Source organism: Leclercia sp. (genome assembly GCF_036780805.1).
In the GTDB taxonomy this organism is placed as follows: domain Bacteria; phylum Pseudomonadota; class Gammaproteobacteria; order Enterobacterales; family Enterobacteriaceae; genus Enterobacter.
Window position 1 is genome coordinate 185,429 of the sequence record NZ_DAIQCE010000003.1, and the last position, 18,173, is coordinate 203,601.

An 18,173-nucleotide genomic window follows, 5' to 3' on the forward strand; every position below is an offset into this window, starting at 1 on the left:
CATCACTGCAGAACAATAAGGAAGCGACCATGTCCCCCTCCAGCCCCGATGCCCTGCAACAACGTTGCCAGCAAATTGTGACAAGCCCGGTGTTAAGCCCCGAACAAAAACGCCATTTTCTGGCGCTGGAGGCAGAAAACAACCTGCCCTACCCGACGCTTGCCCCCGAAGCGCGCCAGGCGCTGGAGGCGGGATTCATCTGCGATATGTTTGAGGGCCATGCGCCGTACAAGCCGCGCTATGTGCTACCCGACTATGCCGTGTTCCTGAAACAGGGCTCGGAATGGCTGGAGCTGGAAGGGGCGCAGGATCTGGACGATGCTCTGTCGCTGTTAACTATCCTGTACCACCACGTTCCGTCCGTGACCGGCATGCCGGTGTTCCTCGGCCATCTCGATACGCTGTTGCAGCCGTATGTTAGAATTCTAACACAAGAAGAAATCGATATTCGAATAAAACGTTTCTGGCGCTATCTCGACCGCACCCTGCCGGATGCCTTCGTACATGCGAATATTGGTCCGGCCGATGGCCCGGTAACGCGCGCTATTTTACGCGCCGATGCAGAGCTTAAGCAGGTTTCACCCAATCTGACCTTTATTTATGATCCTGAGATCACCCCGGACGATCTGCTGCTGGAGGTGGCCAGCAACATCTGCGAATGCAGTAAACCGCATATCGCCAACGGGCCGGTAAATGATAAAATTTTCACAAAAAACGGCTTTGGGGTGGTCAGCTGTTACAACTCCCTGCCGCTGGCGGGCGGAGGCAGCACCCTGGTGCGCCTTAACCTGAAAGCCATCGCCGAACAGAGCGATACGCTTGAAGACTTCTTCACCCGCACGCTGCCGCACTACTGTCAGCAGCAGATCGCCATCATCGATGCGCGCTGCGACTTCCTGTACCAACAGTCCGGCTTCTTTGAGAATAGCTTCCTGGTTAAGGAAGGGCTGATCGATCCCGATCGTTTCGTGCCGATGTTCGGCATGTATGGCCTGGCCGAAGCGGTGAATGTGCTGAGCGAAAAAGCCGGGCTTAAAGGGCGCTACGGTAAGGACGATGAGGCCAATGCGCTGGGGTATCGCATCAGCGAGCAACTGGCGGCCTTTGTGGAAAATACCCCGGTCAGACATGGCTGGAAGCAGCGCGCCCTGCTGCATGCCCAGTCGGGGATCAGCTCTGACGTCGGCACCACGCCGGGAGCACGCCTGCCCTATGGCGATGAGCCCGACCCCATCAGCCATCTGCTGGCGGTCGCGCCGCATCACCGACACTATCACGCCGGGATCAGCGACATCCTGACCCTGGACGAAACCATAAAACGCAATCCGCAGGCGGTGGTGGAGCTCTGTCTGGGTGCCTTCCGCGCCGGAATGCGCGAGTTCAGCGCCAATATCTCGGGTAACGATCTGGTTCGCGTCACCGGCTATATGGTGCGACTCTCCGATCTGGAAAAATACCGCGCCGCAGGTTCACGCACCAACACCACCTGGCTGGGTGAAGAGGCCGCCCGCAATACCCGCATTCTGGAACGCCAGCCGCGCGTGATAAGCCATGAACAACAGATGCGCTTTAGTCAGTAAGGTTATCCCTTTCTCCTGCGTCGACGGGCCCGGCAGCCGCCTGGCCCTGTTTCTGCAGGGCTGTAACCTGCGCTGCAAAACCTGCCACAACCCGTGGACGATAGGCCGGTGCAACGACTGCGCCGCCTGCGTGCCGCACTGTCCGCATGACGCGCTGAACGTCCAGGCCGGACGGGTCTGGTGGGATGACGCGCATTGCCAGCAGTGCGATACCTGCCTGCAGATGTGTCCGCAGCAGGCGACGCCCATGGCGCTGCGTTTAAGCGTGGAGGAAGTAATGGATCAGATCCGCAAGGTGTCGCCCTTTATCTCAGGTATCACCGTCAGCGGCGGGGAGGCCACTACCCAGCTGCCGTTTCTGATGGCGCTGTTTTCGGCTCTGAAAGCCGATCCGCAGCTGCAGCATTTGTCCTGTCTGGTGGACAGCAACGGCCTGTTAAGCGAAACCGGCTGGCAGAAACTGCTCCCGGTGTTTGACGGGGCGATGCTGGATCTTAAGGCTTGGGACAATGCACATCACCGCTATCTGACCGGACGCGACAACACCGTTATCAAGCGCAGCATCCGCTGGCTGGCCGCCCACAAGCGGCTGAGCGAGCTGCGTCTGCTGGTGATCCCGGATCGCTGTGATTACCTGACGCACCGTCGGGAGCTGGTGGCATTTATTCGCCGCTTAGGGGACGTGCCGGTGAGGATCAACGCCTTTCACGCTCACGGCGTCTATGGCGAAGCCCGGCACTGGCGGAGCGCCACGGCAGAGGATGTCGAACCGCTTGCGGAGGTGCTGGAGCGGGCGCAGATCAGGGTGATCCGCCCCGCGCTCTACCTATAGCGGCAGGTCGAACAGCCTGCGGGTGTTGTGCAGCAGCGCGTCGGCGATCTCATCCGCGGGCTCGTCACGCAGTTCACATAAGGTGGCAAATACCCGCGCCGCCTGCTCCGGGCGGTTAGGCTGGCCCTGAAAACCGTTGAGCGGCATGTCAGGCGCATCGGTTTCCAGCAGCAGAGCGGAGAGCGGTAGCTGAGCCATGACATCGCGAGTTTTGCTGGCCCGGGGATAGGTAATAGTGCCTCCGACGCCGATTTTATACCCCATCTCTACGAAGCGCTGCGCCTGTTGCAGGCTGCCGGCAAAACCGTGTACCACCCCGGTCCGGGGCAGATCCTGGCGCTTAAGGTGCATCGCCAGTTTGTCATGGGTGCGCCGGGAATGAAGGATCACCGGCAGATCGTAGCGTTTCGCCAGCTTCAGCTGTGCGTCGAGGATCGCCTCCTGACGATCGAAATGAGGATCCTCCCGATAGAGATCGAGGCCGATCTCCCCCACCGCCACCAGCCTTTCCGGACGTGCGGCCAGCGCCGCTTCCAGCTGCTCCAGGTGCGCATCCTGATGGGATTCGATCACAATCGGGTGCAGGCCCAGCGCCATATACAGCGTTGGATAGCGCGCCCCGAGACGCAGAACGCGGTCGATGCTCGCCACATCAATGGCCGGCACCACAATCCCTATCACCCCGGCGTCGGCGGCGCGCTGGATGCTGGCGGGCTCATCGTCGGTAAAAGGCGAAAAATCAAAGTGGCAATGGGTATCGATAAAGCGGTAAGTCACGCCAGATCCTCGTTATCAAACAGGGTGTCATTGGCCTCAGGCGCAATCACCAGCGGCGTGGTGACCACATCGTTGGCCACGCTTGCCGGGGGAACCACCACCGGCGCAGGGGTGATGAGCTGCTGATGGCGGCGCAGCGGCGGGCGCTCGGCCAACAGCTTGCCCACCGTGGCCAGGAAATAGCGCCCGCACAGGCGCCCGGTTTTGTAGTCGTCCCGCAGGGCGGGCACGCGGCTGCCCAGCGCCATACTGTTGAGCGGACGCGGGGGATAGATTTCAAAGATCCGCAGTTTGCCCGGCGGCTTCTCGATAAAGCGCTGGATACTGTGGTAGCTGGCCTCGTGATGGGAAACCAGGTTCAGCATCGGCTGCAGGCTGCTGTCTCCCAGCCAGCGCTCCATCCGCTTAAACCACTGCGGCGTATAGTACATCTGCGACGGCACGGTGCGGATCACCACGATGGTCTGGGCTCCGCGTCGGGCCGCCTCCTGCACCGGGATCGCGTCGCTGACCCCACCGTCGAGATAGGCGATGCCGTCCAGCGCCGCACCGGTGCGGTAGAAACCGGGGATCGCGCTGGTGGCGCGCAGGATATCCAGCCAGTTCTCTTTTTGCGGAGAAAAATAGCTGGCCGAGTAGTCGTCGCCGCGACAGGCGCACATCCAGAAGGCTTTTCCGCTATCGAACAGACGCGAGGCGTTGTCCATTGCCAGCGGCATTTTGCTGGCGGTGGCCTCCAGCAGCCAGTCGAGATCGATAAGATTGCCCCCGCGCACAAAGCGCAGCGGATCGAAGAAGTCGCGGGAGGTGGTGTAACGCATGATCACTTTGCGGGCGTAACCCGGCTGATTACAGACGTAGGCCGACAGATTCTGCGCCCCGGCGGAGGTGCCGAAATAGAGATCGAACGGATTAAACTGCGCGCGCATAAATTCGTCCAGCACGCCAGCCGTGAAGATCCCTCGCTGTCCGCCGCCCTCACACACCAGGGCAATCTGGCCTGGTTGAAAAGGTTTAAGCGCCAGCGGCGCAATGTTGCCGAGCGTGACCGGAATTCGCTGCCCCACCTCTGCTTTCCTGTTTTTATCTTTGTTCTGTTACTACACAGTAGCGTATACCCGGCGTATGACTCAAATCCGATGCTGATCAACGTCAGCCATAAAAAAAGGCTCATGCATAGCATGAGCCCTTTTCGTTAACGTACCCATAACCTGAGCTATGGACGACGGCGTCCGGTGAACAGGCTAACCAGGAACAGGATAATACCGACGACGAAGACAATTTTCGCCGCGCCCGCCGCAGTACCCGCCAGACCACCAAAACCAAGAGCGGCGGCAATTAACGCGATAACCAGAAAAATGATGCCCCAACGAAACATAAGACTCTCCTTAACCATAGTTAATGTCGACCGCATGGTGAGCGCTCAGGTTGCTCACGGCGATATCTAAGGTGTAATTCTTATCTCGCCTTCTGGCCTCAGCCAGAAGGACGATTGTCGTGTTTTATTTAACTTTCAGATCGTTTTTAACGCTTTTCACGCCATCAATGGCTTTTGCGATGCTCTCAGCACGGTCACTTTGTGCCTTAGAATCCACCGTACCGCTCAGCTGAACAACACCATCGGTGGTTTCAACTTTCACTTTACGTGATGGCACGATGTCATCCGCTAACAGTTTAGCTTTGATTTCGCTGGTCGTTGCAGTATCGCCGGCATAGCCTTTGGCTGACTGCTCTTTGCCGTCACGCACGTGCAGTTTGTCGCTGACAGAGGTCACACCCTCTACCTTTTTCGCCACGGCTACGGCTTTTTCAGCCTGCGCCTGGCTTTCAACAAAGCCACTCAGCGTGACCACGTTTTTCTCGGTTTCTACGGAAATATCGGTGCTCTTGATATCATCAGCGTCCACCAGTGCAGCTTTTACTTTAGCTGTGATAGAGCTGTCATCCATGAAGTTACCGACTTTATTCATAGAGTTATCGATTTTTTCTCCAGCGGTATTTGCTGTGGAGTGCGCTTTTTCGGTGGTCGTGGTTTCTGCCATTGCAGAACCGCATACCAGAGCGCTACCCATCATTACCGCCAGCAGAGTTTTCGAAATCTTCAATTTTTTAGTATTCATCGATGTATTCCTGTGTTTTGCTCCGAATTCGAGCGTCAATCATCACGTGTTAGTAGTCTTTCATACTTTCAATCAACACTCGGGCGAGATGAGAACCTTATCAACACGCATTGAGTGGAGCTTTCATCTGCGCCCGGTGTTAAACACTGAGTTAAATATAGATCACTCTCGCGACGCTGCTTTCAGAATTGGCTAAAAAACGAGCAACAAGTAACAAAAGATGATGAATTAAGAACATTCCGTAAGGGTTTAATAAGGCAGGGATTTAAGCAGAGCACGGCGGCTGCCGTGCTCTGAGAAGGGATTAGTGCTCGCGGGTTTTGCGGAACTGAACATCCGGGTAACGATCGTGCGCCAGGTTCAGGTTGACCATGGTTGGGGCGATATAAGTGAGGTTATCGCCGCCGTCCAGCGCCAGCTGGATTTCGTTCTTACGCTTAAACTCTTCGAATTTCTTCACGTCAGCACACTCAACCCAGCGCGCCGTCGCCACGTTGACCGATTCGTAAATCGCCTCAACGTTGTATTCACTCTTCAGGCGGGCAACCACCACGTCGAACTGCAGCACACCGACGGCGCCGACAATCAGATCGTTATTGGAAATTGGGCGGAACACCTGCACCGCACCCTCTTCCGACAGCTGAACCAGCCCTTTCAGCAGCTGTTTTTGCTTCAGCGGATCGCGCAGGCGGATACGGCGGAACAGCTCCGGCGCGAAGTTCGGAATACCGGTGAACTTCATCATCTCGCCCTGGGTGAAGGTATCACCAATCTGAATGGTGCCGTGGTTATGCAGACCAATGATGTCGCCCGGGTAGGCCTCTTCCACGTGGGAACGGTCGCCGGCCATAAAGGTCAGCGCATCGGAGATCACCACGTCTTTACCGGTACGTACCTGGCGCAGCTTCATGCCCTTTTCATACTTACCGGACACCACGCGCATAAAGGCGACGCGGTCACGGTGTTTCGGGTCCATGTTGGCCTGAATCTTAAACACGAAGCCGGTGAACTTCTCTTCGCTGGCGACCACTTCACGGGTGTCGGTTTTGCGCGGCATCGGCTGCGGCGCCCACTCCACCAGACCGTCCAGCATATGGTCGACGCCGAAGTTACCCAGCGCGGTACCGAAGAAGACCGGGGTGATTTCGCCTGCGAGGAACAGATCCTGGTCGAACTCATGGGACGCACCCTTGACCAGCTCCAGCTCGTCACGCAGCTGCTCTGCCAGCTCATCGCCGACCGCCGCGTTCAGCTCCGGGTTATCCAGTCCTTTAACGACGCGCACTTCCTGGATGGTGTGACCTTTACCGGTCTGATACAGGTAGGTTTCGTCTTTATAGAGGTGGTAAACGCCTTTGAACAGTTTGCCGCAGCCAATAGGCCAGGTGATTGGCGCACAGGCGATCTTCAGCTCGCGCTCCACTTCGTCCATCACTTCCATCGGATCGCGGATGTCACGGTCGAGTTTGTTCATAAAGGTGAGGATTGGCGTGTCGCGCAGACGGGTGACTTCCATCAGCTTGCGGGTACGATCTTCAACGCCTTTAGCGGCATCGATAACCATCAGACAGCAGTCCACCGCCGTCAGGGTACGGTAGGTATCTTCAGAGAAGTCTTCGTGCCCCGGGGTATCGAGCAGGTTCACCAGGCAGTCGTGATACGGGAACTGCATCACGGAGGTGGTAATCGAGATACCACGCTGCTTTTCCATCTCCATCCAGTCAGACTTAGCATGCTGGCTGGAGCCACGGCCTTTTACCGTACCGGCGGTCTGGATCGCCTGTCCGAACAGCAGCACCTTTTCGGTGATGGTGGTTTTACCGGCATCCGGGTGAGAGATAATGGCAAAAGTACGGCGCTTCGCCACCTCTTGCAGATAAGGAGACAACGTCATAATAGAGTCTTCTATAAAAAGCGCGGCAGCAGGCCACGCATCATGAATACGAAAATGCGGCTATTTTACCCATCAATGGGGGGCAGGCAATCAATGTTTACACAGGAGTTGCTCCAGTTCGCTCAGGGAGGCCACGGTCCAGGTCGGGTGGATCCCCTCCGGCAGGGGGCGGTTGTGCGCATTCAGCCAGCAGGTGGACAGCCCGGCGTTCATTCCGCCGAGGATATCGGACTCGGCCGTATCCCCCACCATCAGCACTTTCGCCCGATCGGGGTTGCCAGCCTGGTCCAGCGCATAATCAAAGATTTTCGCTGCCGGTTTGGCCACGCCAACCTGTTCAGAGATCACTAATAAATCAAAGTAGTCACGAAAACCAGTACGCTCCAGGCGGATCTGTTGCAGCGCGGTAAAGCCGTTGGTGATGATCCCGAGCTTCGTCTTTCCTTTCAGGGAGGCGAGCAGCGATGCGGCGCCCGGCAGCGGGGCGCAGATTTCTGCCATCGCGTTAAGGAAGGCGTGGTTCAGATCGCCTGGCGGAACGTTGAGGCGCTCGGACCAGCCCTGAAAACGTTGATGCTGCAGCTGTAACGCGGTGATCGCCCCGTTCTGGTAATCCACCCACAGCGGCTTGTTCACCGTCTGGTAATCCTGGAAATCTTCAGCGGTAAAGGTCACGCTGTAGTCGAGAAACATCCGCTGTAAGCCGCCAAACGAGTCAAACGTAAACAGCGTTTCGTCAGCATCAAAGAAAATCCAGTCCCAGTTCATCGTTACAACCTTTTTAGTTATCCAAGCGGCAGAGCCATGATGATGGCGTCTTCACGTCCTTCTGCGGTGGGGTAATAGTTACGGCGGATCGTCGCCTCATTAAAGCCCAGGCTTTCATAGAGTGCGATGGCGGCGACGTTCGAGGCGCGTACTTCCAGCCACAGCGTGAAAACGTCTCGTGCTTCCAGCTCGCGAATTAAATGTTCCAGCAGTTCTCTGCCCAGCCCACGGCGCTGAAAGGCAGGATCCACGGCGATGTTAAACAGCGTCGCCTCATCCAGAACGACCTGCGTAATGGCGAAAGCCGCCAGGGTATTATCGACGTCCAGCCGATAGTTGAGGTATCGCTCGCCCTGGTTGCTGGCAAACGTTTTTTCACTCCACGGAAAGGCGTGGGCGCGTTTTTCGATGTCAAAAGCCTGGGCTAAATCAGTCGTCGTGAGGGAAGAAATTGTGTTCATGTTCGCAGATTTGTTGCCACAGCGCGCGACGTGCCGCCGGGTTAGCCTTAAGTTCGTCCAGTACCGGGGTGGCCAGGTTGCCGCCCTCCAGCGTCATCTCTTCCATCACGCCAAGCTGCCAGCTGTTGCAGTGCCCCTCGGGGGGCAGCATGGCCACGCGCTCGGGCGTCAGCTGCAGCACCTGATCGGCACTCAGCTTAAGCGCGCGCAGCACGTCAGCAATCAGCGGCTCGCTCAGCGCGGGCAGGCTCTGTGCCACCATCACCAGACGAACGTGCGCTGGAAGCGAGATGGCGATTTCGCCCTGCAAGGCCGCCGGGCGACGCAACGCCCACTGGGTGATGCCCAGCTGCTGTAATTGCCTGTCTCGTCGGGATGCCATTGCGAAAACTCCTGTCTGTCAGGCGCGCAAATATAGCAAATGTGTCGAATCTGCGCCATCTACCTACTATAATCCCCGCCTGAGTTTATTGAGGAACAATTCATGTCTGCATTTACCCCGGCAAGTGAAGTCTTGCTGCGCCACAGTGATGATTTCGAACAAAGCCGTATTCTGTTTGCCGGAGATATGCAGGATGACCTGCCTGCCCGTTTCGAGTGCGCCGACAGCCGCGCGCACACCCAGCAGTATCACCACTGGCAGGTACTGAGCCGCCAGATGGGCGAGCGCGTCCGTTACAGCCTGGTGGCTGAACAGAGCGACGTGGCCGACTGCGATACGCTGATCTACTACTGGCCGAAGAATAAACCTGAAGCCCAGTTCCAGCTGATGAACCTGCTCTCCCTGCTGCCGGTGGGTTGCGATATTTTCGTGATCGGCGAGAACCGCAGCGGCGTGCGCAGCGCCGAGCAGATGCTGGCCGATTACGCCACCCTGAACAAGGTCGACAGCGCCCGCCGCTGTGGCCTGTATCATGGCCGTCTGGACAAAAAACCGACCTTCGACGCAGAAAAATACTGGGGCGAATATCAGTTAGATGGCCTGACCATCAAAACGCTGCCGGGCGTCTTCAGCCGTGACGGTCTGGACGTCGGCAGCCAGCTGCTGCTCTCCACCTTCACGCCGCACACCAAAGGCAAAGTGCTGGATGTCGGCTGTGGCGCGGGCGTGCTCTCTGCGGTACTCGCCAGCCACTCACCGAAGGTGCGTTTAACCCTGACCGATGTCGGCGCATCCGCCATCGAAGCCAGCCGCGCGACCCTTGCCGCAAACGGCATTGAGGGCGAAGTGTTCGCCTCCAACGTGCTCTCCGACGTGACCGGCCGTTTCGATATGATTATCTCCAACCCGCCGTTCCATGACGGGATGGAAACCAGCCTCGAAGCGGCACAAACGCTGATCCGCACCGCGGTACGCCACCTGAACAGCGGCGGCGAGCTGCGCATCGTGGCCAACGCCTTCCTGCCGTATCCGAAGGTGCTGGATGAAGTCTTCGGCTTCCACGAAGTGCTGGCACAAACGGGTCGCTTTAAGATCTACCGCGCGATCATGACCCGTCAGGCGAAGAAATAACGCCTCTCTCCGGCCTGATTTGCCCGATCAGGCCATTTTTGCAACAAAAAAAACATCCGGCACAATTATCTGTTGACGAACAGCTGAAAACATCTAGAATGCGCCTCCGTGGTTGCGATACTTTTTTGTATCGTTGGTATGCGAAGGTGGCGGAATTGGTAGACGCGCTAGCTTCAGGTGTTAGTGTCCTTAGGATGTGGGGGTTCGAGTCCCCCCCCTCGCACCAACAACCATGATTGATATTGCTCGCACTGGGCGAAGGTGGCGGAATTGGTAGACGCGCTAGCTTCAGGTGTTAGTGTCCTTACGGATGTGGGGGTTCGAGTCCCCCCCCTCGCACCAACGAGGCGATATCAACAAAAATAAGATGACTGTGCGAAGGTGGCGGAATTGGTAGACGCGCTAGCTTCAGGTGTTAGTGTCCTTAGGATGTGGGGGTTCGAGTCCCCCCCCTCGCACCAATTATCTTATCTCCCCCGACGTTCCCTCTTGTTATCCTTTCAGTTCAGATTCATCGCCAGAACCCATATTCCCGCAATGAGCGCGACGCAGGATGGCAGCAGCACAAAGTGCCGCAGTTGTTTATGCCAGATCATGGCCGATGACATCAGCAATCCCGAGACGATAATCAGTTTCCAGACCGCCAGCGACAGATCGGTAAAGGCCAGCCCGACAATCATCGCTCCCGGCAGTATCACCCCCCATCCACTCCCTAACGCTCTGCTCAACATGATCTGTCTCTCACCTCGATAATGATAACCAATATCATATGATATAATTTCTCATTTGTCAGCGTGTCGCGTATTTGTGTAAAAAATCTTGCGCACGGTTTTATCTATAGTTAGGATTGGCAATCATTATCATTTAGATTTTTATCCAGCCCAATTATGGCCATACGCTCCGCACACGTCATTGAGAATGTTATCTGGCAAACCCGCCTTCCGGCCGGGCCTTCAGGGCTTGCGGACGCGGTGCGTGACGCCATTGCCGAGACGCGTGCGCATATGCTGGATGTTATCAAGCTGGATGAGACCGCTCCGCATCACGCCCTGACGCTGGCGCAGTGGCAACGCCCCGCCGAGCTGCAGTCGTTACTGGCAACCTACTCCGATCATATCTACCGCAATCAGCCCACCCTGGCGCGCGAGAACAAGCCGCTGCTGTCGCTGTGGGCGCAATGGTATATCGGGCTGATGGCCCCGCCGATGATGCTGGCCCTGCTTACCCAGGACGCGGCACTGGATCTCTCCCCTGAGCATTTCCACGTTGAGTTTCACGAAACCGGCCGCGCCGCCTGCTTCTGGATCGACGTCCAGGAAGACAGCCAGACGACGTCGCTTTCTGCGCAGCAAAGAATGGAAGTGCTGATTACCCGGGCGCTGATCCCGGTTGTTGAGGCGCTGGAAGAGACGGGTGAGATCAACGGCAAGCTTATCTGGAGCAATACCGGGTATTTGATTCACTGGTATCTGAACGAAATGAAAACCCTGCTGGGTGATGAGAAGGTCGACGCGCTGCGCCAGTCCCTTTTCTTTGCCCGCCAGCTGTCGGATGGACGTGATAATCCGCTGTACCGCACTGTGGTTCCGCGCGACGGGCTGCTGGTACGACGCACCTGCTGCCAGCGCTATCGCCTGCCGGACGTTCAGCAGTGCGGGGATTGCACGCTTAAATAGTTTCGTGGAGGGTGAGTGCGGTCTGATATTGGGTGCGGCCTGATGCCCTCATCCTGGCCCTCTCCCACGAGGAGAGGGTACAAACACTAAAAACGGCGACCTCTGGTCGCCGTTTTGCTTTTGTTACGCCACCTGCTGACTTTCCTCTTCGGCACGCTGGGCCTCTTCGGCCTCCTGCGCCAGCAGCTGTTTCTCGTACACCTTAAAGAACGGGTAGTAGATGATGGCAGAGACGAGGGCTAACAGCACCACCAGCACCGCCGCGCGGAAATCCCAGCCCAGCGCCCAGGCGGCACCCACCGGCGCTGGCGCCGTCCACGGCACCACGGAGATCACACGACCAATCAGATCCAGCTTCATCGCCGCCCACGCCAGCACCGCATTCACCATCGGCGCCAGCAGGAACGGAATAAAGAACACCGGGTTCATCACGATCGGCGTACCAAAGATCACCGGTTCGTTAATGTTGAAAATACTCGGTACCACGCTCAGACGGCCAATCGAACGCAGGTGCGCCGAGCGGCTGCGCAGATAGCAGAATACCAGCCCCATCGTCGCCCCGGAGCCGCCGATGACAATGAAGAAGGTCCAGAACGCCTCCATAAAGATGTGCGGCAGCGGCGCGCTCTGCGCCAGCGCGGTCTGGTTCATCCCGAGGTTGGTCAGCCAGAACATCTGCAGCATCCCGGAGACAATCGCCGCCCCGTGGATCCCGGCAAACCACAGCAGATGACCAATCAACACCGCCAGCAGGATCGCCGGCAGGGAGTCCGCCGCGGAGACCAGCGGCTTAAAGATCGCCATAATCGCCTGCGGGATCAGCATGCCAAACTCAGACTGGATGAACAGGCTCAGCGGATAGAGGGTTAACACCACCACCAGCACCGGGATCAGCAGATCGAAGGAGTTCTTGATCATCGGCGGCACCTGGTCGGGCAGGCGGATACCGATATTGTGCGCTTTCAGGAAACGCATCATCTCCACGCAGTAGATCGCCACCAGAATGGCGGTGAAGATCCCGGTCCCACCGAGGCTGTCTACCGGCAGCGCGCCTTTGGTTTTTGGCGCAGCAATCAGCAGGAAAGCCATCAGCGACAGCATGGCGCACATGAAGGGGTCGAGCTGGTGCGACTTAACGTAGTGCTTGCCGAGGTTATAGGCGATAGCGGCACAAATATAGAGGGACATCACCCCCATGGTCATATCAAACGGGGTCAGGATCTGGCCTTCAAACTGTTTCGCCATATCCAGCCAGGCGCGGGCAAAGCCCCAGGTGGTGTCCGGAGAAAACGGCGGGTAGGCAAAGACTAATAAGAACGAGCCGACAATCATAAACGGCATGGCGGAGATGAAGCCGTCGCGGATGGCCATCACGTGACGCTGGGAAGAGATGCGTCCGGCAATGGGGCTGACATAGTTTTCAACAAAGCGGAATATCAGGTTAAACGCAGCATGGTTGGCAGACATAACGGCTCTCCTGTCAGACGATCGTTTCGGGCGCAATCACGCCGCACGGTTTTCCATATACCACTTTCACCACCTTGCTGGTTCGCTTACCAGCGGTACTGCTCAAACGGATAGGTTTCATAATCGACTCTTATTATTTATGGGATACAGGGGAAGTGACGTAATCAGTATTAATCTCTGCCTCACGCTCTGCAACCGGTTACTGTAACCGGTTTCCGTGAATGTGAAGAGGATCCAGAAATCGCTGATATCAGCGTTTTGTTACTTAGGGAATATTTACAGAGCATAATTTCTTATGACAGATTACGCAGAGTATTTTTCTGGAGGAAACAATGAGTTTGCAGTCTGTGCGCCAGTTTTTTGCTGAGCATGCTCCTGACGTTGAAGTCATCGAGCTGGGTCAAAGTACCGCTACCGTTGCGCTGGCTGCCGAGGCGCACAATGTCGCGCCGGGTCAGATAGCGAAAACGCTGTCGCTAAAAATTAAAGATGAGGTGATCCTGGTTGTCGCCAAAGGTGACGCCCGCCTGGATAATAAAAAGCTGAAGCAGACCTTTGGCTCGAAAGCCCGAATGCTGAGCAGCGATGAGGTGGTGACAATCACCGGGCACCCCGTCGGCGGCGTATGCCCTTTCGGGCTGGAAACCCCGCTGGCGGTCTACTGCGATATTTCGCTCAGGCAATATGCCGAAGTCCTGCCTGCCGCAGGTGCCATTCACAGCGCGGTGCGCATATCACCGGAACGAATGGCCGAACTGACCAAAGCCACCTGGGTGGACGTTTGCCTGTAAGCCCTGCGCCAGACCCGCGTCTGGCGCAATATCGCCGATCAGGAGTGGAGCGCAGTAAGGAAGCGTGGCGCGCGGGGGTCGGGTACCGGGAAGTGCGTCAGAATATCTGCCGCATCCAGCAGCCCCACGTCGGAATGCACGCCGAGCTTCATCATGGCATTAAATTTATGCGCACGAATGGTTTTGATGTTGCGTTCCAGGCGGGTGGCAATCTCCTGAATGGAATAGCCGCAGGACATAAACTGTAAAATGGCGCGTTCGGTCGGGCTCAGCAACCGTCCACGATGAATATTCCAGTGATTGCTTATGCTGTCATTCACCCGGCGATTCTCATTCAGCAGTTTGCTCAGCTGCTCCTGCAGAACGGCCAGCGGCTCGGACTTGAGAATGATCCCATGCAAACGTGAAGGCGAAAGCTGATTCATCAGGCTCGCTTCTTTCTCGTCTGATGCCAGCACAATCCGCTGAATCATACCGTGGGTGCTGGCCAGCTCTTTGATACACACCAGACAATTGCGTCGTTCTTCACGCTCATCCGAGAGTGAGTAAATTAACGTTGAATACGGATCAAAATTAAGTGTGGATTGAAAACTGGCGATGTTATTAAACAGGTGTACTTCATAACCATTCAGTGCGGGGCTGGTAAACAGATGCTTCAGCCCCATCGCACTCATCATGCACTTTTCGACGATAGCGATATGTCTTTTTGCGGCGCTCTTTTCCATTCGTCTTGCTCTCCGTAGGCAGAGAATAAACTCAGCTCTTTCATTCCCTTGGTGCTGTTAATCCACGCATACATTTCGGCATTACTGGTTAAGGAGAGTCTTCTCATGGCGCTATTCTTTTGCGCGCTTACCGTTTTATTACTTTTCTTCAGTAATGCAGCGATCTGATTAATTCCCCATCCTTTGCCTAGCAGGCGTAGCACTTTTCGTTCCGAAAACGTCAACATGACATCATCCTGATTGTCATAAAGCTCATCCGGATCGGGTTTTAACAATGTCTGACTAATACGTTCCGCATGCGCGCTCCCGGCTCGAATGGCGTTCACCACGCCTTCAATGGGCTCTATATCGGAAAGCAGTGTGCTTTCTGGCCGCATTAAAAGCTCGACAGCGAGGGGATAAATGGCGCGCGGAACCAGATAAATCCAGTGAATGTCCCGATACTGATTTTGTAGCCTGTAATACTGTTCACAGAGGCTACGCGCAGTACGCTGATCGCCAGAAATATCCGTTATAACCACGATGGCGCGGCGTAGCTGAAGAAGCGTCAGTTCTTCGTGCGACCGGCTAAATGCGCGCTCATATTCCGGGAAATAACGAGACATAATGCTACCGAGACCGGTTTGCATTATGGGTGATTTACTAATTATTAATGCGCTTTTACAACTTATAGACGGCATTGGCGCTTCGAATCCATTCATACAATTATTCCACGTCTTTCATCCAGTTGAAATACCTGCGTCTTTTACAGGGCGACGTAAAAATGTAATGTTTTTCCTTTTTCATTAGCTGAGCGAAATGAGAGTGCGATAAGAACCAGCATCACAAATTTATACGCCGCCAAAACCTCCCTTAATATCGCAAAAATAGCATTAAATGTTAACCCCTTAGCCATGATATTATCCACAACAGTGCGTTAGATATTCTAAATATAAAAAATATAACTATATAAATATAAAACCCATAATAATTAATAATTAATTGTTCCCCTCTTAATAGAATCATGCTGCGCTAATCTGCCTAAACCTTGATCTAACCCAGAGCAAGCGTCACCGGGTTGTGTGCTAAAAGTAACCATTGTAACCATCCAACCGTCACTCTCTCCTCAGGGCAACAGATGCAGGCAGATCAGTCATCACAACGGGCCGCCACGCGACTGTGTATTCAGTGCGGCCTTTTTTTATTGCAACACGGCGCAGAGAGCGCCCTGGTCGAGGAGCTTTCCACACGACTGGGGCTGGCGCTGGGAATGGACAGCGTGGAGAGTTCGATCTCCTCGAATGCTATTGTGCTGACCACCATTAAAGCGGGCCAGTGCCTGACATCCACGCGCAAAAACCAGGATCGCGGGATCAACATGCACGTCGTTACCGAGGTGCAGCACATCGTGATCATGGCGGAACATAAGCTGCTGGATGCGCCGGGGGTCGAAAAACGCTTCAGCCAAATCAAGCCGCTGCGCTATCCGCGCTGGCTGGTCGTGCTGATGGTCGGCCTCTCCTGCGCCTGCTTCTGCAAACTCAATAACGGCGGCTGGGACGGCGCTTTTGTCACGTTAATTGCCAGCACCCTCGCCATGTACGTGCGCCAGATGCTGACGCACCGGCATCTGCACCCGCAAATTAACTTCTGCATCACCGCCTTTGTCGCCACCACAGTGTCCGGCCTGCTGCTGCGGGTCCCGGCCTTTGCCACTACCCCCACCATCGCCATGGCCGCCAGCGTGCTGCTGCTGGTGCCGGGGTTTCCGCTGATCAATGCGGTGGCCGATATGTTTAAAGGGCACATCAATACCGGCCTTGCGCGCTGGGCGATTGCCAGTTTACTGACCCTGGCCACCTGTATCGGGGTGGTGATGGCCATGACGTTGTGGGGACTTCGCGGATGGGCGTAATCGATTTTGTGTGGGCGCTGGCCCAGGACATGCTGCTGGCAGCGATTCCGGCGGTGGGTTTTGCCATGGTGTTTAACGTTCCCCGTCGCGCCCTCCCCTGGTGTGCGCTGCTGGGGGCGATAGGGCATGGCTCGCGGATGACAATGATGAGCGCCGGGCTGAACATCGAATGGTCGACCTTTATGGCCTCGATGCTGGTCGGCAGCATCGGGATCCAGTGGTCGCGCTGGTATCTGGCGCACCCAAAGGTCTTTACCGTCGCGGCGGTGATCCCGATGTTTCCGGGGATCTCTGCCTATACCGCGATGATTTCGGCGGTGAAGATCAGCCATTTTGGCTACAGCGAGGCGCAGATGATCATGCTGCTGACTAACTTCCTTAAAGCCTCGTCGATTGTCGGCGCGCTCTCCATCGGGCTGTCGATCCCCGGGCTCTGGCTCTACCGTAAGCGCCCCCGGGTCTGAGAGTTGTGTTATCCCGCTGTCGTGGCGATAATCCTCTGTTCTCATGTGGCTAAGTAAGGAACGGATGTGTCTACCCCTGACAGCGAACACGCAGAAAACAGCGACGGATCCCGCCTGAAAGACAAAATTTTTCTCAGCGCCCTCTCGCTGTTTGCCGAGTACGGACTGAACGGCGCGCGCATGGAGCAGATTGCCGAGAAAGCAGGCACCACCAAACGCATGGTGGTGTATCACTTTAAGACCAAAGAAAACCTCTATCTGCTGGTGCTGGAGTATGTCTACACCCAGATCCGCGCCAGCGAAAAGCAGCTCAGTCTTGATGCGCTGCCGCCGGTTGAAGCCCTGGTGCATCTGGTCGAAACCACCTTCGATTATCACGCTGACCACCCGGACTACATCCGCATTATCTGCATGGAGAACATGCAGCGCGGACGCTTTATGCAGCAGTCGGCGCTGCTGCGCCAGGTGAACCGTAGCGCCCTTGAACTGCTGGAAACCATCCTTGAGCGCGGTAAGGCGAAGCAGCTGTTTAACCAGACGGTCAACGCCCGCGATCTGCATCGCCTGATCAGCAGCTTCAGCTTTCACTATGTGGCCAACAGCTACACCTTCACCCTGCTGTTTGAAGACGGGGCCGATGAGCAAGCCCAGCGCCAGCACTACCGAAAGATGGCGGTTCAGGTTGCCTTGCGTTATACCTGTCCATAGCTTGCACACAACCCTTAAATAAGGAACCTGCCATGTCTTTAGAGAAAGTTGTCTATACCGCTAAGGCCAAAGCCACCGGGGGCCGTGATGGCCGCGCGACCTCGTCCGACGGCGTTCTGGATGTCAAACTGGGTGTCCCCAAAGAGATGGGCGGCGCGGGCGGTGAAGTAACCAACCCGGAACAGCTGTTTGCCGCTGGCTATTCGGCCTGTTTCCTCGGCGCGATGAAGTTTGTGGCTAACCGCGACAAAATCACTATGCCGCAGGACGCCTTTATTGAAGGGGAAGTGGGGATCGGCCCGCTGCCGACCGGGTTTGGTATTGAAGCGAAGCTGAATATTCATTTGCCGGGAATGGACGCCGCCGAGGCGAAAAAGCTGGTCGATGCGGCACATATTGTCTGCCCGTACTCCAATGCGACCCGCAACAATATTGATGTAACGCTGAACATTATCTCCTGATTTTCAGGGGAGCAGGGAGCGGGTATCAGACCCCTGCCTGCC

The 18,173-nt window shown here is 56.2% G+C and carries 22 protein-coding genes and 3 tRNA genes; 12 read left to right on the forward strand and 13 right to left on the reverse strand.

Annotated features, from left to right (window positions below):
• The first annotated feature begins 29 nt into the window (after nucleotides 1–29).
• Both V7Q49_RS12295 and V7Q49_RS12300 read left to right on the forward strand, forming a co-directional pair.
• Nucleotides 30–1,580, forward strand: coding sequence for a YjjI family glycine radical enzyme (locus V7Q49_RS12295; RefSeq protein WP_333851606.1), 1,551 nt, complete (start codon nucleotides 30–32; stop codon nucleotides 1,578–1,580).
• Nucleotides 1,552–2,412 carry a YjjW family glycine radical enzyme activase gene (locus V7Q49_RS12300; RefSeq protein ID WP_333851608.1) on the forward strand — a complete coding sequence of 287 codons (861 nt, stop codon included), beginning with the start codon at nucleotides 1,552–1,554 and terminating at the stop codon, nucleotides 2,410–2,412. The genes V7Q49_RS12295 and V7Q49_RS12300 overlap by 29 nt, the downstream gene beginning before the upstream one ends.
• Here the strand turns inward: V7Q49_RS12300 and V7Q49_RS12305 are convergent.
• The 8 genes from V7Q49_RS12305 to V7Q49_RS12340 form a co-directional block, all read right to left on the reverse strand.
• Nucleotides 2,407–3,189, reverse strand: coding sequence for a TatD family hydrolase (locus tag V7Q49_RS12305; RefSeq protein WP_333851610.1), 783 nt, complete (start codon nucleotides 3,187–3,189; stop codon nucleotides 2,407–2,409). The two genes, V7Q49_RS12300 and V7Q49_RS12305, sit on opposite strands and share 6 nt — an antisense overlap.
• Nucleotides 3,186–4,256 (reverse strand): patatin-like phospholipase family protein, encoded by a 1,071-nt coding sequence (locus V7Q49_RS12310; protein WP_333851612.1) that lies wholly within the window; start codon nucleotides 4,254–4,256, stop codon nucleotides 3,186–3,188. The genes V7Q49_RS12305 and V7Q49_RS12310 overlap by 4 nt, the downstream gene beginning before the upstream one ends.
• A 149-nt stretch (nucleotides 4,257–4,405) precedes the next feature.
• Nucleotides 4,406–4,567, reverse strand: a complete 162-nt coding sequence (locus tag V7Q49_RS12315; RefSeq protein WP_002887716.1) for a DUF1328 domain-containing protein — start codon at nucleotides 4,565–4,567, stop codon at nucleotides 4,406–4,408.
• Between the two features lie 124 nt (nucleotides 4,568–4,691).
• Entirely contained in the window at nucleotides 4,692–5,309 is a 618-nt protein-coding gene (osmY, locus tag V7Q49_RS12320) for a molecular chaperone OsmY (RefSeq protein ID WP_333852229.1), read from the reverse strand.
• A gap of 304 nt (nucleotides 5,310–5,613) precedes the next feature.
• Nucleotides 5,614–7,203, reverse strand: coding sequence for a peptide chain release factor 3 (prfC, locus tag V7Q49_RS12325; protein ID WP_333852231.1), 1,590 nt, complete (start codon nucleotides 7,201–7,203; stop codon nucleotides 5,614–5,616).
• A gap of 90 nt (nucleotides 7,204–7,293) precedes the next feature.
• Nucleotides 7,294–7,971, reverse strand: coding sequence for a pyrimidine 5'-nucleotidase (yjjG, locus tag V7Q49_RS12330; RefSeq protein WP_333852233.1), 678 nt, complete (start codon nucleotides 7,969–7,971; stop codon nucleotides 7,294–7,296).
• Between the two features lie 17 nt (nucleotides 7,972–7,988).
• Nucleotides 7,989–8,432, reverse strand: a complete 444-nt coding sequence (rimI, locus tag V7Q49_RS12335; RefSeq protein WP_333852235.1) for a ribosomal protein S18-alanine N-acetyltransferase — start codon at nucleotides 8,430–8,432, stop codon at nucleotides 7,989–7,991.
• Nucleotides 8,401–8,814, reverse strand: a complete 414-nt coding sequence (locus V7Q49_RS12340) for a DNA polymerase III subunit psi (RefSeq protein WP_333852236.1) — start codon at nucleotides 8,812–8,814, stop codon at nucleotides 8,401–8,403. Before V7Q49_RS12340 ends, rimI begins: the two co-directional genes overlap by 32 nt.
• Nucleotides 8,815–8,916: 102 nt before the next feature.
• Here V7Q49_RS12340 and rsmC point away from each other — a divergent pair, with 102 nt between their 5' ends.
• The 4 genes from rsmC (at nucleotide 8,917) to V7Q49_RS12360 (ending at nucleotide 10,406) form a co-directional block, all read left to right on the forward strand.
• Nucleotides 8,917–9,945: a 16S rRNA (guanine(1207)-N(2))-methyltransferase RsmC gene (gene rsmC / locus V7Q49_RS12345; protein WP_333852238.1), complete on the forward strand. Its 1,029-nt coding sequence runs from the start codon at nucleotides 8,917–8,919 to the stop codon at nucleotides 9,943–9,945.
• Between the two features lie 140 nt (nucleotides 9,946–10,085).
• Nucleotides 10,086–10,171, forward strand: a tRNA-Leu gene (locus V7Q49_RS12350).
• Between the two features lie 29 nt (nucleotides 10,172–10,200).
• A tRNA-Leu gene (locus tag V7Q49_RS12355) sits at nucleotides 10,201–10,287 on the forward strand.
• Nucleotides 10,288–10,320: 33 nt separating this feature from the next.
• Nucleotides 10,321–10,406 (forward strand) — tRNA-Leu (locus tag V7Q49_RS12360).
• 39 nt (nucleotides 10,407–10,445) lie between these two features.
• Here the strand turns inward: V7Q49_RS12360 and V7Q49_RS12365 are convergent.
• Nucleotides 10,446–10,676, reverse strand: coding sequence for a DUF1435 domain-containing protein (locus V7Q49_RS12365; RefSeq protein ID WP_333852240.1), 231 nt, complete (start codon nucleotides 10,674–10,676; stop codon nucleotides 10,446–10,448).
• Between the two features lie 156 nt (nucleotides 10,677–10,832).
• Here V7Q49_RS12365 and fhuF point away from each other — a divergent pair, with 156 nt between their 5' ends.
• Nucleotides 10,833–11,621: a siderophore-iron reductase FhuF gene (gene fhuF / locus V7Q49_RS12370; protein ID WP_333852242.1), complete on the forward strand. Its 789-nt coding sequence runs from the start codon at nucleotides 10,833–10,835 to the stop codon at nucleotides 11,619–11,621.
• 123 nt (nucleotides 11,622–11,744) lie between these two features.
• Here fhuF and V7Q49_RS12375 read toward each other — a convergent pair whose 3' ends face one another.
• Entirely contained in the window at nucleotides 11,745–13,088 is a 1,344-nt protein-coding gene (locus V7Q49_RS12375; RefSeq protein WP_142488140.1) for a PTS sugar transporter subunit IIC, read from the reverse strand.
• A 332-nt stretch (nucleotides 13,089–13,420) separates the two neighbouring features.
• Between V7Q49_RS12375 and V7Q49_RS12380 the strand changes: the two genes are divergently transcribed.
• A complete protein-coding gene (locus tag V7Q49_RS12380) occupies nucleotides 13,421–13,879 on the forward strand; it encodes a YbaK/EbsC family protein (RefSeq protein WP_333852245.1) in 459 nt (152 codons plus the stop codon).
• Between the two features lie 38 nt (nucleotides 13,880–13,917).
• On the opposite strand, the gene bglJ is transcribed toward V7Q49_RS12380, so the two are convergent.
• The 3 genes from bglJ to V7Q49_RS12395 form a co-directional block, all read right to left on the reverse strand.
• Complete coding sequence (gene bglJ / locus V7Q49_RS12385; RefSeq protein ID WP_333852412.1) at nucleotides 13,918–14,553, reverse strand: DNA-binding transcriptional activator BglJ; 636 nt, start codon at nucleotides 14,551–14,553, stop codon at nucleotides 13,918–13,920.
• Nucleotides 14,553–15,284: a helix-turn-helix transcriptional regulator gene (locus V7Q49_RS12390; RefSeq protein ID WP_333852414.1), complete on the reverse strand. Its 732-nt coding sequence runs from the start codon at nucleotides 15,282–15,284 to the stop codon at nucleotides 14,553–14,555. The genes bglJ and V7Q49_RS12390 overlap by 1 nt, the downstream gene beginning before the upstream one ends.
• Before the next feature lie 65 nt (nucleotides 15,285–15,349).
• Nucleotides 15,350–15,499, reverse strand: a complete 150-nt coding sequence (locus V7Q49_RS12395; protein WP_333852247.1) for a hypothetical protein — start codon at nucleotides 15,497–15,499, stop codon at nucleotides 15,350–15,352.
• A 222-nt stretch (nucleotides 15,500–15,721) separates the two neighbouring features.
• Here V7Q49_RS12395 and V7Q49_RS12400 point away from each other — a divergent pair, with 222 nt between their 5' ends.
• The 4 genes from V7Q49_RS12400 to V7Q49_RS12415 all read left to right on the forward strand — a co-directional run bounded on the left by V7Q49_RS12400 (nucleotide 15,722) and on the right by V7Q49_RS12415 (nucleotide 18,131).
• Nucleotides 15,722–16,498 carry a threonine/serine ThrE exporter family protein gene (locus V7Q49_RS12400; RefSeq protein ID WP_333852248.1) on the forward strand — a complete coding sequence of 259 codons (777 nt, stop codon included), beginning with the start codon at nucleotides 15,722–15,724 and terminating at the stop codon, nucleotides 16,496–16,498.
• On the forward strand, nucleotides 16,489–16,962 hold the full coding sequence (locus tag V7Q49_RS12405; protein ID WP_333852250.1) for a threonine/serine exporter: 474 nt from the start codon (nucleotides 16,489–16,491) through the stop codon (nucleotides 16,960–16,962). The genes V7Q49_RS12400 and V7Q49_RS12405 overlap by 10 nt, the downstream gene beginning before the upstream one ends.
• 66 nt (nucleotides 16,963–17,028) lie before the next feature.
• Complete coding sequence (locus V7Q49_RS12410) at nucleotides 17,029–17,670, forward strand: TetR family transcriptional regulator (protein ID WP_333852252.1); 642 nt, start codon at nucleotides 17,029–17,031, stop codon at nucleotides 17,668–17,670.
• A 32-nt stretch (nucleotides 17,671–17,702) separates the two neighbouring features.
• Nucleotides 17,703–18,131 carry an organic hydroperoxide resistance protein gene (locus V7Q49_RS12415; RefSeq protein ID WP_159340091.1) on the forward strand — a complete coding sequence of 143 codons (429 nt, stop codon included), beginning with the start codon at nucleotides 17,703–17,705 and terminating at the stop codon, nucleotides 18,129–18,131.
• Nucleotides 18,132–18,173: the final 42 nt, after the last annotated feature.